The sequence below is a fragment of the Aeromonas eucrenophila genome (genome assembly GCF_000819865.1).
Taxonomy (GTDB): Bacteria; Pseudomonadota; Gammaproteobacteria; order Enterobacterales; family Aeromonadaceae; genus Aeromonas; species Aeromonas eucrenophila.
Window position 1 is genome coordinate 78,825 of sequence record NZ_CDDF01000008.1, and the last position, 17,699, is coordinate 96,523.

The 17,699-nt window shown below is 61.3% G+C and carries 16 protein-coding genes; 5 read left to right on the forward strand and 11 right to left on the reverse strand.

Features of this window, described 5'->3' with window-relative positions; translation table 11 throughout:
• The first annotated feature begins 61 nt into the window (after positions 1–61).
• The 5 genes from BN1124_RS09360 (at position 62) to yacG (ending at position 3,861) form a co-directional block, all read left to right on the forward strand.
• Positions 62–1,303, forward strand: coding sequence for a type II secretion system F family protein (locus tag BN1124_RS09360; RefSeq protein ID WP_042641258.1), 1,242 nt, complete (start codon positions 62–64; stop codon positions 1,301–1,303).
• Between the two features lie 86 nt (positions 1,304–1,389).
• Positions 1,390–2,262, forward strand: a complete 873-nt coding sequence (locus BN1124_RS09365; protein ID WP_042641260.1) for a prepilin peptidase — start codon at positions 1,390–1,392, stop codon at positions 2,260–2,262.
• 18 nt (positions 2,263–2,280) lie between these two features.
• A complete protein-coding gene (coaE, locus tag BN1124_RS09370) occupies positions 2,281–2,895 on the forward strand; it encodes a dephospho-CoA kinase (RefSeq protein WP_042641262.1) in 615 nt (204 codons plus the stop codon).
• 37 nt (positions 2,896–2,932) lie between these two features.
• Positions 2,933–3,655, forward strand: a complete 723-nt coding sequence (zapD, locus tag BN1124_RS09375; protein ID WP_042641264.1) for a cell division protein ZapD — start codon at positions 2,933–2,935, stop codon at positions 3,653–3,655.
• 11 nt (positions 3,656–3,666) lie between these two features.
• Positions 3,667–3,861 (forward strand): DNA gyrase inhibitor YacG, encoded by a 195-nt coding sequence (gene yacG / locus BN1124_RS09380; protein ID WP_042641266.1) that lies wholly within the window; start codon positions 3,667–3,669, stop codon positions 3,859–3,861.
• Between the two features lie 110 nt (positions 3,862–3,971).
• Here the strand turns inward: yacG and mutT are convergent, their stop codons facing one another.
• The 11 genes from mutT to murD all read right to left on the reverse strand — a co-directional run bounded on the left by mutT (position 3,972) and on the right by murD (position 17,696).
• Positions 3,972–4,379 carry an 8-oxo-dGTP diphosphatase MutT gene (gene mutT / locus BN1124_RS09385; protein WP_042641268.1) on the reverse strand — a complete coding sequence of 136 codons (408 nt, stop codon included), beginning with the start codon at positions 4,377–4,379 and terminating at the stop codon, positions 3,972–3,974.
• Between the two features lie 96 nt (positions 4,380–4,475).
• Entirely contained in the window at positions 4,476–7,196 is a 2,721-nt protein-coding gene (secA, locus tag BN1124_RS09390) for a preprotein translocase subunit SecA (protein WP_042641270.1), read from the reverse strand.
• Positions 7,197–7,255: 59 nt separating this feature from the next.
• The gene (locus BN1124_RS09395) at positions 7,256–8,161 is read right to left on the reverse strand and encodes a M23 family metallopeptidase (RefSeq protein ID WP_042641272.1); all 906 of its coding nucleotides are present in this window, start codon (positions 8,159–8,161) and stop codon (positions 7,256–7,258) included.
• A 140-nt stretch (positions 8,162–8,301) separates the two neighbouring features.
• On the reverse strand, positions 8,302–9,225 hold the full coding sequence (gene lpxC, locus BN1124_RS09400; RefSeq protein ID WP_033132332.1) for a UDP-3-O-acyl-N-acetylglucosamine deacetylase: 924 nt from the start codon (positions 9,223–9,225) through the stop codon (positions 8,302–8,304).
• Positions 9,226–9,326: 101 nt separating this feature from the next.
• Positions 9,327–10,478, reverse strand: a complete 1,152-nt coding sequence (gene ftsZ, locus BN1124_RS09405; RefSeq protein ID WP_042641275.1) for a cell division protein FtsZ — start codon at positions 10,476–10,478, stop codon at positions 9,327–9,329.
• A 40-nt stretch (positions 10,479–10,518) separates the two neighbouring features.
• Positions 10,519–11,778 carry a cell division protein FtsA gene (gene ftsA, locus BN1124_RS09410; protein WP_033132330.1) on the reverse strand — a complete coding sequence of 420 codons (1,260 nt, stop codon included), beginning with the start codon at positions 11,776–11,778 and terminating at the stop codon, positions 10,519–10,521.
• On the reverse strand, positions 11,759–12,511 hold the full coding sequence (locus BN1124_RS09415; RefSeq protein WP_042641278.1) for a cell division protein FtsQ/DivIB: 753 nt from the start codon (positions 12,509–12,511) through the stop codon (positions 11,759–11,761). Before BN1124_RS09415 ends, ftsA begins: the two co-directional genes overlap by 20 nt.
• Before the next feature lie 96 nt (positions 12,512–12,607).
• Complete coding sequence (gene murC / locus BN1124_RS09420; protein WP_042641280.1) at positions 12,608–14,062, reverse strand: UDP-N-acetylmuramate--L-alanine ligase; 1,455 nt, start codon at positions 14,060–14,062, stop codon at positions 12,608–12,610.
• 90 nt (positions 14,063–14,152) lie between these two features.
• Complete coding sequence (gene murG, locus BN1124_RS09425) at positions 14,153–15,235, reverse strand: undecaprenyldiphospho-muramoylpentapeptide beta-N-acetylglucosaminyltransferase (protein WP_042641282.1); 1,083 nt, start codon at positions 15,233–15,235, stop codon at positions 14,153–14,155.
• A complete protein-coding gene (gene ftsW / locus BN1124_RS09430; protein ID WP_042641284.1) occupies positions 15,232–16,416 on the reverse strand; it encodes a cell division protein FtsW in 1,185 nt (394 codons plus the stop codon). The genes murG and ftsW overlap by 4 nt, the downstream gene beginning before the upstream one ends.
• Positions 16,413–17,696 (reverse strand): UDP-N-acetylmuramoyl-L-alanine--D-glutamate ligase, encoded by a 1,284-nt coding sequence (gene murD / locus BN1124_RS09435; protein WP_042641286.1) that lies wholly within the window; start codon positions 17,694–17,696, stop codon positions 16,413–16,415. The genes ftsW and murD overlap by 4 nt, the downstream gene beginning before the upstream one ends.
• Between the last annotated feature and the right edge of the window lie 3 nt (positions 17,697–17,699).

A 17,699-nucleotide genomic window follows, 5' to 3' on the forward strand; every position in this document is an offset into this window, starting at 1 on the left:
AGATGAACCGGACAGGAAGCAATATCATCCGGCCCCCGTCGCCCAATTGCAGGATGCAGTGATGGCCACATTAGCGCAAAAACAGAACGCTCCGAAAAAAGTCTTCTCCTTCCGCTGGCATGGCGTCAATCGCAAGGGACAGAAGGTCTCCGGCGAGTTGCAGGCCGACAGCATCAACACCGTCAAGATTGAGCTGCGCAAGCAGGGTGTCAATGTCACCAAGGTCGGCAAACAGAGCCAGGGCATGTTTTCCAAAGGCGGCGCCAAGATCAAGCCGATGGACATCGCCGTCATTACCCGCCAGATCACCACCATGCTCTCCGCCGGCGTGCCGCTGGTACAGAGCCTGCAAATTATTGCGCGCGGTCACGAGAAGGCGGCCGTACGGGAACTGATCGGCCAGATCGCCGCCGATGTGGAAACCGGTACCCCCATGTCTGACGCGCTGCGCCGCCACCCTCGCCACTTCGATGCGCTCTATTGCGATCTGGTGGAAGCGGGTGAACAATCCGGTGCGCTGGAAACCATCTACGATCGGATCGCCATCTACCGCGAGAAGAGCGAGGCGCTCAAGTCCAAGATCAAGAAGGCGCTGTTCTATCCGACCATGGTCATACTGGTGGCCATCGTCGTGACCTCCATACTGCTGCTGTTCGTCATCCCGCAGTTCGAGGATATCTTCAAGAGCTTCGGCGCCGAGCTGCCCATCTTCACCCAGTTCGTCATCGGCATCTCCCGTTTCATGCAAGACTGGTGGTATGCGATCTTCGGCGGCATAGCCCTCGCCATCTTTCTCTACGTGCGCGCCTGGCGAAGCTCCCAGAAGGTGCGCGACAACACGGACAAATTTGTCCTCACCATACCAATAGTGGGCTCCATTCTGCACAAGGCAGCCATGGCCCGCTTCGCCCGCACCCTCTCCACGACTTTCTCAGCCGGGATCCCGCTGGTGGATGCGCTGGTCTCGTCTGCCGGTGCCTCCGGCAACTACGTCTATCGCACCGCCATCATGGCCATCCGTAACGAGGTCGTCGCCGGCATGCAGATCAACGTCGCCATGCGCACCGTGGATCTCTTCCCCGACATGGTGATCCAGATGGTGATGATAGGCGAGGAGTCCGGCGCCATCGATGACATGCTCTCCAAGGTAGCCACCATCTTCGAGCAGGAAGTCGATGACATGGTCGATGGCCTCACCAGCCTGCTCGAGCCCCTCATCATGGTGGTGCTCGGGGTGCTGGTCGGTGGCATGGTGGTCGCCATGTACCTCCCCATCTTCAAGCTGGGCTCTGTGATACACTGAGCCCCCGGTCCAGGACAGCCCAACCGGCATGCGTCGGCTTGGGTCTGGTCCTTGCCCCCTCCCTTTCCCAACACAAGCGGTTGAATATGGTGCTTCTGATCGAGCTGGCCCAGGCCCTGCCCTGGCTCTACCTTGCCCTGATATTTATCTTCTCCCTGATGATCGGCAGCTTTCTCAACGTGGTCATCCATCGCCTGCCCATCATGCTGGAGCGGGAATGGCACGCCGAATATCGCAGCTACTTCGACACAGATACCGACGTGGCCCCCACAACCTCCTATAACCTGATGGTGCCACGCTCCGCCTGCCCTCACTGCGAGCATCCCATCACGGCCATCGAAAACATCCCCCTGCTGAGCTGGCTATGGCTCAAGGGGCGCTGCCGTGCATGCAAGGCCCCCATCTCGGCCCGTTATCCCTTAGTCGAATTGCTAACCGCCCTGCTGTCGGTGGCCGTCGCAGCCACCCTCACCCCTGGCTGGGGCATGCTGGCCGCTCTGGTGCTGACCTGGACGCTGGTCACGCTCACCTTCATCGACCTGGACAAGATGTTGCTGCCGGATCAACTTACCCTGCCACTGCTGTGGGGAGGCTTGCTGTTCAACCTGCTGGGGGGCTTTGTCTCGCTCGGCGATGCGGTGATCGGCGCCATGGCCGGTTATCTGGTGCTCTGGAGCCTCTACTGGGCCTTCAAGCTGCTCACCGGCAAGGAGGGGATGGGCTATGGGGACTTCAAGCTGCTGGCGGCCCTCGGCGCCTGGCTCGGCTGGCAGGCCCTGCCCATAGTGCTGCTGCTCTCCTCTCTGGTCGGCGCCATCATCGGTATCGGGCTCATTGTGCTGCGTAAACACCACCAGGCCAACCCCATCCCCTTCGGCCCCTATCTCGCCATCGCGGGCTGGATCGCGCTGCTGTGGGGAGATAGCATCACCCGCTGGTATCTGAACACAGTCCTCTAACAACGGGATCTCTGACAAATGTATGTTGTAGCTATTACCGGCGGGATCGGCAGCGGCAAGACGACCATCGCCAACCAGTTTGCGGCCCTCGGCATCGAGGTGGTCGATGCCGATGTGATCGCCCGTGAGGTGGTGGAACCCGGCTCCCCTGCGTTGGCCGCCATCGTCAGCCATTTCGGCAGCGACATTCTCAATGCCCAGGGCGAGCTGGACAGGCGCGCCCTGCGCGATCGCATCTTCAACCACCAGGAAGAAAAATTGTGGTTGAATGCACTGCTTCACCCCCTAATCCGCCAAGAGATGCTGCGCCAGTGCGCTGCAGCCAGTTCCCCCTACTGCCTGCTGGTCGTCCCCTTGCTGGTCGAGAACAGACTCACCGGCCTGGCCGATCGGGTGCTGGTCATCGACGTGGATGAAGAGACCCAGATCGAGCGCACCTGTCGTCGGGATGGGGTGAGTCGGGCGCAGGCAGAGGCCATTCTGGCATCCCAGGCTAGCCGTGCCGAACGACTCGCGGCGGCGGATGATGTGCTGGATAACCAGAGTGGCACAAGCGAGACCATTCAGGCGCGAATTTTGGCGCTGCACGAGACATATCTGGTATTTGCCTCTCAACAAGCCCGCCAACTGTGAGTACACTAGGCCGGTTTATGGCTGGCCAGGATTAGGCATGATTTACGATTTTCCCCTCAACGAAAAAAGCCGGACCTATCTTCGTCTGGAGTCCCTGTTTTCCCAGATCCGCGACAATCTGGAGAGTGACCAGCCTTGGGCACACATCGCCTTCTTCAAGGGGCTGTTCGATCTGCAGGAGTTGCTGGAGCGTGGTGACCTGCGCGCCGATCTGATCAAGGATCTGGAGCGACTCAGTCAGCGTCTGAGCCACTGGGCCAGCCTGCCGGATGTCGACCTTGAGCAGATCCAGCGGATGCAGCAGGAGAGCACCCAGCTTTCCCGCAGCCTGCTCAACTCCCCTCGCCCCGGTGCTCGCCTGAAAGAGGATCGCCTACTCGGCTCCATCCGCCAGCGCTTCTCCATCCCCGGCGGCCTCTGCGCCTTCGACGTGCCCCAGCTGCACCACTGGCTGGTCACCCCGGCACTGGCTCGCCATCAGCAGATGCAGCAGTGGCTCAGCGACATCAACCTGCTGATGAACGCCATCACCTTGCTGCTGCGCCTGTGGCGTGAATCAGGCAACTTCAGCGATCAGGTCGCCACCAATGGCTTCTTCCAGGACACCGCCGAGGGGGCCGAGCTTATCCGCATCCGCCTGCCTGGCGCGCCCTCCTGCTACCCGACCCTGAGCGGCCACAAGAACCGCTTCGCCCTGCGCTTCCTGCCAACCACAGAGCAGCAGATCGGCGACGTGCCCTTCCAGCTCGCCTGCTGCTAAGGAGTGATCAGATGGTGACCAAGGTGAAGTGCCCGACCTGTCAGACCGAAGTGGAATGGACTCCCGAGAGCCTGTTCCGCCCCTTCTGCAGCAAGCGCTGTCAGCTGATCGACCTCGGTGAGTGGGCCGACGAAGAGAAGCGCATCCCCGGCGAGATCAATCCGGAGCTGTTGCCCTACCCCGAGGAAGGGGAACAGTGGCAATAAGCCAGACAGCAAAAAGGGCCAACGAGGCCCTTTTTTAATGCACATATCCCACGGATGGCTAGGTTAGCGGCATCTGTACTGCCAAAGATCACAACACCATTGGCATCCGATCACTGCGCCAGCTGTTCCTGCAACCGGGCGACGATCGGGCCGTTGGCATCCGGGAACTGGTATTCGTGCAGGGATGCCAGCGGCACCCAGCGACACTCCTGCCCCTCCTTGCCGAAGGGTTCGCCATTGAAGCGGGTCACCTTCCAGATATCCAGCAGCACCTGCTTGTCGGGATAATCGTGGTGCAGCTCCATGAAGGGGGAACAATCCAGCACCCGGATCCCGATCTCTTCCCACAGCTCTCTGTCCAGCGCGGTGAGCAAGTCTTCCCCTGACTCCACCTTGCCCCCCGGGAACTCCCAGCGATCGCCCTGGTGGCGATCCGAAGAGCGTTTGGCGAGGAAGATCTCCCCCTTCTCATTCTCGATGACACCGACCGCCACCCAGATACGTTTCTTCGCTTCCACTTCACTTACCTCATCGCTCGTACGGCACTTGGGCCACAGGCATCCAAACAGTAATGAGGCGGGCACTGGGCCCGCCTCATGATGACATTGGGATGATCAGGTCAACTGACCGTGGCAGTGTTTGTATTTCTTGCCGGAGCCGCAGGGGCAGGGATCGTTGCGGCCGATCTTCTGCTCATCCCGCACGAAGGTCACCGGAGCCGCTTCTTCCTGGCTCTCTTCATCCGCCAGCTGGTTCTCGGCGGCGGCATGGGTGTAAGTGCGAGGAGCCGCTTCCGCCTGCTGGCGCTGCTGCTCTTCCATCGCCTCTACGTCGCGCTCCTGTACCTGAACCCGGCTCAGGATGCTGACCACGTCACGCTTGAGGGTTTCCAGCATCTGGGTGAACAGATCGAAGGACTCGCGCTTGTACTCCTGCTTGGGGTTCTTCTGGGCGTAGCCGCGCAGATGAATGCCCTGACGCAGGTGATCCATGGCCGCCAGATGCTCCTTCCACAGGCCATCCAGGGTCTGCAGCATCACCGCCTTCTCGAAGTTGCGCAGCACCGAGGTGCCGACCAGCTCTTCCTTGTGGGCGTAGAGCTTGGTCGCCTCTTCCAGGATGCGCTCGCGCAGCTTCTCTTCGTACAGCTTGTCATCTTCCGCCAGCCACTGCTGCAGCGGCAGATCCAGAGCGAAATCGGCTTTCAGGCGCGCTTCCAGACCCGGCACATCCCACATCTCTTCCAGAGACTGGGGTGGAATGTACTCGTCGATGATGGCGCCGTAGACATCGTCACGGATGACGTGGATGGTGTCGGAGATATCGTTGGTGTCCAGCAGTTCATTACGCTGCTCATAGACAACTTTACGCTGATCATTCGCTACGTCATCGAACTCGAGCAGGTTTTTACGGATGTCGAAGTTGCGACCCTCCACCTTGCGTTGAGCGTTCTCGATGGCCTTGGTCACCCAGGGATGCTCGATGGCCTCGCCCTCTTCCATGCCCAGCTTCTTCATCATGCCGGTCACGCGATCGGAGGCGAAGATCCGCATCAGGGTATCTTCCATGGAGAGATAGAAACGAGACGAACCCGGGTCACCCTGACGACCGGAACGGCCGCGCAGCTGGTTATCGATGCGGCGGGATTCATGGCGCTCGGTACCTATGATGTGCAGGCCGCCAGCGGCAAGCACCTCATCGTGACGGATCTGCCAGGCGGCCTTGATGGCGCGGATCTGCTCGTCGGTCGGGTTCTCCAGCTCGGCGATCTCCGCCTGCCAGTTGCCACCGAGCACGATGTCGGTACCCCGACCAGCCATGTTGGTCGCTATGGTGACGGCACCGGTCTGACCCGCCTGGGCGACGATCTCCGCCTCCATGGCGTGGAACTTGGCGTTCAGCACCTTGTGCGGGATGTTTTCCTTGGTCAGGATGCCGGACAGCAGCTCGGAGTTCTCGATGGAGACGGTACCCACCAGCACCGGCTGACCACGGGAGACGCAACCACGAATGTCTTCGATGATGGCAGCATACTTTTCCTGGGCGGTCAGATAGACCAGATCGCCCATGTCCTTGCGCACCATCGGCTTGTTGGTCGGGATGACCACGGTGTCCAGGCCATAGATCTGCTGGAATTCGAAGGCCTCGGTGTCGGCGGTACCGGTCATGCCCGCCAGCTTGTCGTACAGACGGAAGTAGTTCTGGAAGGTGATGGAGGCCAGGGTCTGGTTTTCGTTCTGGATCTTGACCCCTTCCTTCGCCTCGACCGCCTGGTGCAGACCATCGGACCAGCGACGACCCGGCATGGTACGACCGGTGTGCTCGTCGACGATGACGATCTCGTCTTTCTGGACGATGTAGTCGACGTTGCGCTCAAACAGGGTGTGGGCGCGCAGGCCGGCGTTGACGTGGTGCAGCAGGCTGATGTTGGTAGCGGAGAACAGGGAGTCCTCCTCGGCCAGCAGGCCCTCTTTCTTGAGCAGCTCTTCCACGAAGATCTGGCCGTTTTCGGTCAGCAGCGCCTGACGGTTCTTCTCGTCCACCGTGTAGTGGCCTTCACCGGTGTACTCCTCGGTGTCTTCCTTGTCCTGCTTGATCAGCAGCGGGATCAGCTTGTTGACCTGGATATACATGGCGGAGCTGTCTTCGGCCGGGCCGGAGATGATCAGCGGGGTACGGGCTTCATCGATGAGCACGGAATCCACTTCATCCACCAGCGCGTAGTTGAGCGGACGCTGCACGCGCTGCTCCGGCGAGAACGCCATGTTGTCGCGCAGGTAGTCGAAACCGAATTCGTTGTTGGTACCGTAGGTGATGTCGGCGGCGTAGGCGTCACGTTTCTGGGACGCATCCATGCCGGGCACGTTGCAGTCGACCGTCATGCCGAGGAAGGTGAACAGTGGACGGTTCGCCTCCGCATCGCGCTTGGCCAGATAGTCGTTCACCGTCACCACGTGCACGCCGCGGCCGGAGAGGGCATTCAGGTAAGCGGGCAGGGTCGCGGTGAGGGTCTTACCTTCACCGGTCTTCATTTCGGCGATGCGGTTGGAGTTCAGCACCATGCCACCGATCAGCTGGACGTCGAAGTGACGCATGCCAAACACCCGGCGGGAGGCCTCGCGCACGGTGGCGAAGGCTTCCGGCAACAGCTGCTCCAGCGTCTCACCCTGCTCCAGACGCTGACGATACTCAGCGGTCTTTGCCTGCAGTTCCTGATCGGACAGTACCTCGAACTGAGGCTCCATCGCATTGATCTGTTTTACAATTTTGCGCAAAGCCTTGAGCGTTCTGTCGTTCCGGCTGCCGATAATCTTGGTGAGCAGTGTGCTAATCATGGGTACCAACTGTTTTGGTTATATTTGAGCGTTCCGTCACTGGAACCTGAAGAAAAAACCTAACCCCGTCTGGCGTTCAGAAAGCGTGCGGGGTTGACCTGACGACCATCTTTCAATACTTCGTAATGCAAATGAACCCCGGTCGCGCGACCGGTCCGCCCCATCAGGGCGATCTTCTGGCCTTCGTCGACCAGGGTGCCCACATCCACCAACAACTTGGAGTTATGGGCGTAGCGGGTCACCAGACCATTGCCATGGTCTATCTCCACCATGTTGCCAAATTCCGGGTGGCGACCTGACCAGCTGACGATCCCCTTGCCGGTGGCCAGGATGGGCGTGCCGGGTTTGCCACGGAAATCCACCCCCTTGTGCATCTTGGCACGGCCGTTGAACGGATCGACCCGTCCGCCGAAACCGGAGGAGATCCAGACTCGCTCCTGCTTGACCGGCGAGCCGGAAATAAAGCCGGCATCGGTGATATGGTGATTCATGATGAAAGATTCAAGTACCGACAACTGCTCTTCGCGACTGCTGAGCTGTCGGCTGAGGTGTTTCATGGAATCTTGCAGCTCGTTGAGGCTGACTTCGAGATCGGTATCGTAGGAAGGACCGCCCATGGGAGGCAGTTCCTTGAAGTTGAATTCTTCGGGATCGAGGTCTGCCTTTTCGGTCAGTCGCTCGCCGAGCGCATTGAGACGACCCAGTTGTCCCTGCATGGTGCCCACCTGGGCGGCCAGCATGGCGAGCTGTTCGCGGGCTTCATCGGCCCCTTGCGTGGATTTTTGCTGTTCGGCCATGGCCAGCGCGGCTTCCAGCGCCTCCATCTTCTGGTGCCAGCTCTGCCAGAGCCAACCACCACCAAGGGCCAATACAGTGAAGAGGATACCGCCGACCCAGGCCAGACGTTGTTTGGGTAAGTGCAACTTGCGGCGCTGCTTACCGTTGAGGATCAGGGTAATGCTCATAGAAATATGTCTTCTCGGTCAGGTGAGGCCAGGAGCCAGCACGGGCAATAAAACCGGGAGATAATCGGTATTAAAGGATGGAATAAACAAATGACGGGACGTCGGTGCGGAGAGATGACCGACGTCCCGTTGCACAGCTATCAGGCCAGAACCAGACCGTTATCGTAGTAAGCGATAGGCGCTTTCTCGCCCTCACCCTCGAAGGTCACCAGTTCCCAGGCCTCCTGCTTGGCCAGCAAGGCACGCAGCAGTTTGTTGTTCAGGGCATGGCCCGTCTTGTAGGCGCGGAATTCGCCGATGATGCTGCGGTTGCACATATACAGATCACCGATCGCATCCAGCATCTTGTGCTTGACGAACTCGTCTTCGTAACGCAGACCATCTTCGTTCAGCACCCGGTAGTCATCCAGTACCACGGCGTTTTCCAGGCTTCCGCCCAATGCCAGGTTCTGGGAACGCAGGTACTCGATGTCACGCATGAAGCCGAAAGTACGGGCACGACTGATCTCTTTCACGAAGGAGCTGCCGGAGAAGTCCAGCACGCAACGTTGGTTGCGGCCTTCAAACACCGGATGCTGGAAATCGATTTCGAGATCCATCTTGAAGCCGTTGCGATAGGGGTGGAATTCCGCCCACTTGTCGCCGTCTTCAACCCGGACGCTCTGCTTGATCCGCACAAACTGCTTGGGTGCGCTCTGTTCACGAATACCCACTTCTTGCAGCAGGTAGATGAACGGATGCGCACTGCCATCCATCACCGGGATCTCGGGCGCATCAACCTCTACATAGAGGTTGTCGATCCCCATCCCAGCCAGGGCGGCAGACAGATGTTCGATGGTCGACACGCGGACGCCGGCTTCGTTTACCAGAGCGGTACAAAGCACGGTATCACGCACCTGATCGGCGTTGGCTGGCAGCGCTACAACAGGATTCAGATCGGTACGCAAGTAAACGATCCCTGTGTTAACAGGTGCCGGACGGAACGTCATTGTGACTTTCCGGCCCGAATGTAGGCCCACACCGGTGGCCTGAACACTCGTTTTCAAGGTTCTTTGTCTAATCATGGGTGTATCCGCTCAACAGCTCAAATTCCTGACCAGATGGTCGTTGCCGGGCCATCTTAGCACAATCCTTAAGCAACAAACAAACCAGAGCCATCAGAGGCTTAGTCAGCTTGCTTGCGCAGGAACGCAGGAATATCGAGATAATCCGGTTCGCGACGAGCTTGCGGCTCGGCGTTCACCACCTTGGCCGGGGCCTCTTCCATCACGCGAGACTGCAGGGCTTCGCTGATCAGGGGCTGACGGGCCGGACGCTCTTGCACCATGTTGTTCTTGACGAGGGTGATGTCGGGCTTGCGCTCGGCACCGATACCGGTCGCGACCACGGTCACACGCAGTTCGTCGTGCATCTCCGGATCGATTACGGTACCCACCACTACTGTGGCGTTCTCGGAGGCGAAGGCCTTGACCGCGTTACCCACGGTTTCGAACTCTTCGATGGTCATATCCATGCCGGCGGTGATGTTGACCAGGATGCCACGGGCACCGGCCAAGTCCACGTCTTCCAGCAGCGGGCTGGAGATGGCCTTCTCGGCGGCTTCTTCGGCACGGTCATCACCGGAGGCGGAGCCGGTACCCATCATGGCGGTACCCATCTCGCGCATAACGGTGCGCACGTCCGCGAAGTCGACGTTGATCAAACCCGGACGGGTGATCAGCTCGGCAATGCCCTGTACCGCGCCCAGCAGGACGTCGTTGGCTGCCTTGAAGGCGTCCAACAGGGAGATGCCACGACCCAGCACCTTCAGCAACTTGTCGTTGGGGATGGTGATCAGGGAGTCGACGTTCTTGGACAGCTCTTCGATACCGTGAGCGGCGAAGCCCATCCGCTTCTTCCCTTCGAAGGAGAACGGCTTGGTCACGACGGCAACGGTCAGGATACCCATCTCGCGGGCCACTTCGGCCACGATAGGCGCGGCGCCAGTACCGGTACCACCACCCATGCCGGCGGCGATGAACACCATGTCTGACCCGGTCAGCAGCTCGCGCAGCGCTTCCCTGTCTTCCAGGGCGGCCTCACGACCCACGTCCGGGCTTGCCCCGGCACCCAGTCCCTTGGTGATACCACTGCCGATCTGCAAGGTAGTGTTGGCACTGGAGTTACGCAGCGCCTGGGCGTCGGTGTTGATGGTAATGAACTCAACACCCTCGATGTTTTGACGAACCATGTGCTCGACTGCGTTGCCGCCGCCGCCACCCACACCTATCACCTTGATGACGGCTTCGTCAGTGTGGCTATCCATAAATTCAAACATGTTGTCTCTCCGCTTTATTTGCCTGACTCAGCAAAATCTTTTAGAACTCGCCACGCAGCCAGTTGCTGACCCGTTTGACCAGGCCACCCACGCTTGCCTTGGCGGCATATTCCTTGCTACTGCCGGTGGATTGATGGGTACGGCCGTATTGCAGCAGCCCGACCGCAGTCGAGTACACCGGCGCCTGCACGTAATCACTCAATCCACGTATGTTCATGGGTTCGCCCACCCGGACCTGGCTCTGGAAGATCTGCTCTGCGCACTCCACAATGCCTTCGATCTGGGCCGCGCCACCGGTCAATACCACACCGGCCGCCAGCTGATGCTTGACCCCCTGCGCCTTCAACTCGCTCTGCACCCGCACCAGCTCATCATTCACCATGGAGAGCAACTCGGTGTAACGGGGTTCAATCACTTCAGCCAGTGTCTGCCGCTGCAGGCTGCGCGCCGGACGGCCGCCGACACTGGGGACTTCAATATTGTCTTCCTTGCTGACCAGCCGGCCGAGGGCGCAACCGTAGCGCACCTTGATCGCTTCTGCGTCCAGCGGAGGTGTGCCGAAGGCGTAGGCGATGTCGCTGGTGACAGTGCTGCCAGCGTACGGGATCACCTTGGTATGGCGCAGGGCACCGCCGGTAAACAGCGACATGTCCATGGTGCCACCGCCGATGTCCACCACGCAGACACCCAGCTCCTTCTCGTCTTCGGTCAGCACCGCATAGCTGGAAGCCAGCGCGGAGAAGATCAGCTGATCCACTCGCAGACCCACTTTCTCAACGCATTTCTCGATGTTGCGAGCCATGTCGTTGTGGCAGGTGATCAGGTGGACCTTGGCCGCCATCCGCACGCCGGACAGGCCGACCGGATTCTTGATCCCTTCCTGATAGTCGATGGCAAACTCCTGGGGCAGCACGTGCAGCACCCGCAGCTCATCGGACAGACGCACCGACTTGGCGGTATGGATGACGTTATCCACGTCCTCCTGGGTCACCTCCTCATCGGAGATGGGCACCATGCCAGTCTCGTTGCGACAATCGATGTGCTTGCCTGACAAGCCCAGATAGACGGAGCTTATCTGGCAGTCGGCCATCATTTCTGCCTCTTCCACCGCGCGGCGCAAGGATTTGACGACGGAATCGAGGTCATTGACCCCACCCTTCTCCATCCCGCGCGAGGCGTGGCTGCCCATGCCGATGACATTGAGCTCGCCATCCGGCAGCACTTCTCCAACCAGTACCGCCACCTTGGTCGTGCCGATATCCAGTCCGACAATCAAATTTCTATCTGCGGTGTTGGTCATTCACTTTCTCTTCGTTCTTCTTCCAGCCAACTGCCATTCCGGTGTCGTATCGAAGGTCCACGTAAGCAACCCGCTCACGGGGTTCGATGACCGGGAAGGCATCGATAAACCGCTGCAGGCGAAGCGCAATGTCCGAGCGCCCCACAAACAGCTGAATGTTGCCATCCAGGGTCAGTTCCCAGGCATGGCGGGGGGTCAGATTCACCCCCAGCAACTTGTATCCCTTGGCAGCCAGCTGCGCCTCGTACTGGTGGCTCGCCTCCAGTACCTTGGCAGCCTGATCATCGGGCCCGGACAACTGCATCAGGGGTTTCTTCACCCTGTCCGGGGCACTGAATACCTCACCCTTGGTGTTGACGAAGCGGTTGCCATTCCAGCGTGCCGCCACCGCCTGTTCGGTGAGGTAGACCTTGATCTTGTTCGGCCACTTCTTGCGGACCGAGACCTGGGCTACCCAGGGCAGGGCGTTCAACCGCCCCTGCAATTCGTTCACATCCAGCTCGAAGAAGTTGCGCAGCTCGGCACCATCCAGCACGGCCTCACGCAGCTCATCGGCTTTCAAATATTCGTGTTGCCCCTGCAGCAACAACTCGCTCATGGGCAACCGACTGGCATCCGTCAGCCAATCTTTAACATCCAGCGCAGTCTGGTAGAGCCCCCACATGACCAGGATGAAAAATCCCACCCCGATGATGAAGCCCCCCTTGGTGCGCCCTTGTGCCCTTGCCTCCACCCGATCTTTCCCCGTTTAACGCGCCATGCCGGCCCTTGCAGACCGGTTCGCCATTATATAGGCCCCGGCTTGGCGGTCAAAATACTCATTGGGCCCTCAGGCACCGGATTTCATGCTATCCACGCTCAATTTCATCTCACCGAGGCGGCGGGCCAGTGCCCCGACGTTCCCTGCCCCCTGGGTCAGCACCAGATCCCCTTCGCCGATGAGCTCCGCCAGCACGGCCGGCACATCGTCCGGCGTTGCGACAAAGATGGGTTCCAGGTTGCCGCGGGAGCGGATGGAGCGGCACAAAGCACGGCCATCTGCGCCGGGAATGGGCTCTTCACCGGCGGCATAGACCTCCAGCATAACCAGCACGTCCACCTTGGAGAGTACGTCGGCGAAGTCTTCGTAGAGATCCCGGGTGCGGCTGTAACGGTGCGGCTGGAACACCATGACCAGGCGCTTCTCCGGCCAACCGGCGCGAGCGGCGTTGATGGTGACCTTGACCTCGCTCGGGTGGTGACCGTAGTCATCCACCAGCATGGCCTTGCCACGACCGGTCTCGAACTCGCCATATTGCTGGAAGCGGCGACCCACCCCCTCAAACTTGGCGAGCGCCTGGATGATGGCCTCGTCGCCGATGCCATCTTCGGTCGCCACCGCGATGGCGGCGGCGGCGTTGAGGGCGTTATGCACCCCGGGCAGGTTCAGGGTGACCAGCAGCTCACCGGCGTCTTTGCGGCGCACCCGGAAACGGCTGCGGTTGCTGGTCTGCACGAAGTCCAGCACCTGCACATCGGCGTCATCGGACAGGCCGTAGGTCAGGGTCGGGCGCGCGATCTCGGGCAGCAGGCCACGGATCACGGGATCGTCCACACAGACCACCGCCAGCCCGTAGAAGGGCAGGTTGTGCAGGAAGTCGATAAAGGTGGCTTTGAGCTTGGAGAAGTCGCCGCCATAGGTGTCCATGTGATCTGCTTCGATGTTGGTCACTATGGATACCATGGGCTGCAGATGCAGGAAGGAGGCATCGCTCTCGTCCGCCTCGGCAATCAGGTAGCGACTGCTGCCCAGACGGGCATTGGTGCCGGCGCTGTTGAGCAGGCCGCCGATGACGAAGGTCGGATCTCTGCCGGCCTCGGCATAGATGCTCGCCACCAGGCTGGTAGTGGTGGTCTTGCCATGGGTGCCGGCGATGGCGACCCCGTGGCGGAAGCGCATCAGCTCCGCCAGCATCTCGGCGCGGCGAACCACGGGAATGCGCAGCTCACGGGCGGCCAGCAACTCGGGGTTGTCCTGCTTGATGGCGGTGGAGACCACCACCACGCTCGCCTCGTTCACGTGCTCGGCGCTGTGACCCACGAAGATGTGGGCACCGAGCGATGCCAACCGTTCGGTCACCGCATTGCGCGACAGATCGGAGCCGGAAATCTGATAGCCCTCGTTGGCAAGCACCTCGGCGATCCCGCCCATACCGGCACCACCTATGCCGATAAAGTGAATGCGGCGCACCCGGCGCATTTCAGGGATCACGGTACGCAGTTTTGCCAGTTCAACCTTGGTCATAGTTCTCTCTTTAGTCCGCCGCAAGCCGCTCGGCGGCATCAATACGTTCAGGGATAAAACTGCACGGCGTTGCCTGTGCAATCTTGATCGTCATTTGCTCTCTGTCCGCCCAGTTGCGAGGCGTTTGCACTCATCGGCAACCCGCTCGGCGGCGTCGGTAATGGCGACGCGACGGGCGGCCTGGGCCATATTCAACAGGGTTTCTCTGCGCCCGGCGAGCCAGGAGAGACGCGCGGCCAGGGAGACCGTGGTCAGCTCGGATTGGGGCAGGAATTCGGCCGCACCGCCGTCGACCAGGGTCAGGGCGTTGCGGGTCTGGTGATCGTCCACCGCGTGGGGCAGCGGCACGAAAATGGCGGCAAGCCCGGCGGCGGCGACTTCGGAGACCGTCAGGGCTCCCGCGCGGCACACCACCAGATCGGCCCAGGCGTAGGCATCGGCCATGTCCTTGATAAATTCGCTGACCTCGGCATCGACGCCGTGCTTGGCGTAAGCCTCAGCCACTGTCTCGCGGTTGCCCTTGCCAGTCTGATGGCGCACCGCGATGGGAACACCGGCGGCGGCAACGGCGGAGGGAACCAGCTCGTTGAGCACCTTGGCGCCCAGGCTGCCACCGACGATCAGCAGGCGCAGCGGCTCGTTGCTGCTGCGCAACTGCGGATCCGGCAGAGCCACCACTTCGGGACGCACCGGATTGCCCACCACGGCGGTGCGGGCACTCGGCGCGAAGGCGCCGGGGAAGGCCATCAACACTCGTTTGGCGAGGCGCGCCAGCAGCTTGTTGGTCATGCCGGCCGCGGCATTCTGCTCGTGCAGCAGCAAGGGGATGCCGGACAGCCAGGCGGCCACACCACCGGGACCGGAGGCGAAGCCCCCCATGCCGAGCACCACGTCGGGTTTGATGGTCTTGAGGACCTGACGGGCCTGCAGCACGGATTTCACGATGCGGTAGGGAGCTGCCAGCAGTCGCTTGATGCCGTTGCCACGCACCCCCTGGATGTCGATGAAGGAGATGGGGTAACCGTGGGCAGGCACCAGCTCGGCCTCCATCCGGTCGGCGGTGCCGAGCCAGTGAACGGTCCAACCCTGGGCCTTGAGGCGATCGGCCACGGCCAAGCCGGGGAACACATGGCCCCCGGTACCGCCCGCCATCACCAGTAACGTCTTGCTCACGACACCTCCCTCACGCGCGCCTGGGCACTGGCCTGGCGCAACTCGAAATCGATACGAATCAACATGCTCACCGCCACCATCATGATGATGAGACTGGAACCGCCGTAGCTGACCAGTGGCAGGGTCAGCCCCTTGGTCGGCATCATGCCGCTGGCCGCACCGACGTTGACGAAGGTCTGGAAGCTGAACCAGATGCCGATGCCGATGGCCAGATAACCTTCATACAGCCGCTCTGCCACCAGCGCCTGGTGACCCAGCTTGAGCGCCTTCACCGCCAGCGCGAAGATCAGGAAGAGTGCGCCAAGCACCCCCACATAGCCCAGCTCTTCACCCAGGATCGCGAACACGAAGTCGGTGTGGGCCTCCGGCAGGTATTCCATCTTCTGGATGGAGTTGCCGAGCCCCTCGCCAAACCAGCTGCCGCGGCCGAATGCCATCAGTGACTGGGTCAGCTGATAACCGCTGCCGAACGGATCGGCCCAGGGATCGAGGAAGGAGGTTACCCGCCGCATCCGGTACGGCTCGGCGATGATCAGGGTCACCACGGCGCTCACCCCGACCAGGATGAGGCCGATGAACTGCACCAACCGCGCCCCCGCCAGGAACAACATGCCAAGGGAGGTCACGAACATCACCACCACAGACCCCAGATCCGGCTGGGCCAGCAGCAAGATGGCCACCACGAACAGCACCGCCATGGGCTTCATGAAACCGATGAAACGCTCGCGCACCTCGTTCTGACGGCGCACCAGGTAGCCCGCCAGATAGACAAACAGGGCCAGCTTGCCAAACTCCGCCGGCTGCAGGTTGAAGGGGCCGAGCGGCAGCCAGCGTACCGAGCCGTTGACGCTGCGCCCTACCAGCAGCACCAGTACCAGCATCAGGATGGCGAGCAGCAGCATGGGGCTGTTGTATTGCTGCCAGCGTGCCATGGGCACCTGCAGCACGAACCAGGAGATGCCGAGCGCCATCACCAGGAACAGGCCGTGACGCTTCACGAACATGAAGGGATCGTTGCCCAGGGCGATGCCTTCGGGAATGGAGGCGGACGCCACTATCACCAGACCCACCGACATCAGCGCCAGCGCCAGCACCACCAGCTGCCGATCGTAGAGACCGGCGGGACGCGCCGGTAACAACCAGCGTTGCAAGAAGCCTGCGACGGCGCGAAGGGCGTTCATAGAGCCAGCACCAGTTCGGTGAAACGGTCGCCGCGCGCTTCGAAGGATTTGAACTGATCCAGGCTGGCGCAGGCGGGGGCCAGCAGCACCCAGTCGCCCGGGCGGGCATCGGCCGCGGCCTTGGCAATGGCGGCATCGAGGGAGGCAACCCGTTCGGTCTGCTCACCCAGGGCGAGCAGCACGTCGGCATCCTGGCCGAAGCAATACATGTGGTCGATCTGACTGCCCAGGAGCGCCTGCACCGGGCCAAAATCCTGCCCCTTGCCCTGACCACCCGCCAGTAATAGCAGTCGGCCCTTGACGGATTCACGCACTCCAGCCACGGCGGCCAGAGTGGCCCCCACGTTGGTGGCCTTGGAGTCGTTGATCCAGCGCACCCCGTTCACCTCCCGCACGAAGCGGGCGCGGTGGGGCAGGCCTTCGAACCGGCGCAGCACCCGCAGCTGTGGCTCGCGGGGAATGCCGACCGCGTCGCACAGGGCCATGGCCGCCAGGGCGTTGGCCTGATTGTGGGCGCCGACGATCTTCATCTCGTCCACCGCCAACAGCGGCTCGCCATGCAGGGTCAGCCATTGGCGACCGGCCAGCTCACAGCGGCCGTAGCCGTTGCAGTCGAGGCCGAAACTCTGCCACACCTGGCCCACGTCGGGCAGGGTCTGGGCATCGTCACGGTTGATCAGAATGTGTTGGGAGTGCTGATGGATCTCCTGCTTGGCGGCGCGGTAGTCGGCCATGCCAGCGTAGCGATCCATATGATCTTCGGAGAGGTTCAATACCACGGAGGCGGCGGCGCGCAGGCTGTGGGTGGTCTCCAGCTGGAAGCTGGAGAGCTCCAGCACGCAGAGCTCCATCGGCTGTTTGAGCAAGTCCAGCGCCGGGGTGCCGATGTTGCCACCGACTCCGACCTTGAGACCCGCCTCGGCGATCATCTCGCCGACCAGGGTGGTGACTGTGCTCTTGCCGTTGGAACCTGTGATGGCGATGACGGGCACCTGGGTCTCGCGCACGAACAGCTCGATGTCACCGACGATGCGCACCCCGAACTCGGCGGCGGCTTTCAGCTCGGGGGTCGCCAGGGCGATGCCCGGGCTCGCCACTATCATGTGGGCCTGCTTGAGCCGCTCCGCGTCCAGCCCCTGAATGAGCTCCACCTCGGCGGGCAGCTGATCCTTGCCGGGCGGGTTGGCGCGGGTGTCCATCACCAACGGCGTCACGCCGCGGCCGAGGAAGTAGTCGACGCAGGAGAGTCCGGTTTTACCGAGTCCGATGATGATGACCATGGC

Excerpts from the sequence above, each read along its gene's own strand:
- BN1124_RS09360 (WP_042641258.1), top strand. The coding sequence starts at position 62 with ATGGCCACATTAGCGCAAAAACAGAACGCTCCGAAAAAAGTCTTCTCC.
- BN1124_RS09365 (WP_042641260.1), top strand. The coding sequence starts at position 1,390 with ATGGTGCTTCTGATCGAGCTGGCCCAGGCCCTGCCCTGGCTCTACCTT.
- coaE (WP_042641262.1), top strand. The coding sequence starts at position 2,281 with ATGTATGTTGTAGCTATTACCGGCGGGATCGGCAGCGGCAAGACGACC.
- zapD (WP_042641264.1), top strand. The coding sequence starts at position 2,933 with ATGATTTACGATTTTCCCCTCAACGAAAAAAGCCGGACCTATCTTCGT.
- yacG (WP_042641266.1), top strand. The coding sequence starts at position 3,667 with ATGGTGACCAAGGTGAAGTGCCCGACCTGTCAGACCGAAGTGGAATGG.
- secA (WP_042641270.1), bottom strand. The coding sequence starts at position 7,196 with ATGATTAGCACACTGCTCACCAAGATTATCGGCAGCCGGAACGACAGA.
- BN1124_RS09395 (WP_042641272.1), bottom strand. The coding sequence starts at position 8,161 with ATGAGCATTACCCTGATCCTCAACGGTAAGCAGCGCCGCAAGTTGCAC.
- lpxC (WP_033132332.1), bottom strand. The coding sequence starts at position 9,225 with ATGATTAGACAAAGAACCTTGAAAACGAGTGTTCAGGCCACCGGTGTG.
- ftsZ (WP_042641275.1), bottom strand. The coding sequence starts at position 10,478 with ATGTTTGAATTTATGGATAGCCACACTGACGAAGCCGTCATCAAGGTG.
- ftsA (WP_033132330.1), bottom strand. The coding sequence starts at position 11,778 with ATGACCAACACCGCAGATAGAAATTTGATTGTCGGACTGGATATCGGC.
- murC (WP_042641280.1), bottom strand. The coding sequence starts at position 14,062 with ATGACCAAGGTTGAACTGGCAAAACTGCGTACCGTGATCCCTGAAATG.
- ftsW (WP_042641284.1), bottom strand. The coding sequence starts at position 16,416 with ATGAACGCCCTTCGCGCCGTCGCAGGCTTCTTGCAACGCTGGTTGTTA.
- murD (WP_042641286.1), bottom strand. The coding sequence starts at position 17,696 with ATGGTCATCATCATCGGACTCGGTAAAACCGGACTCTCCTGCGTCGAC.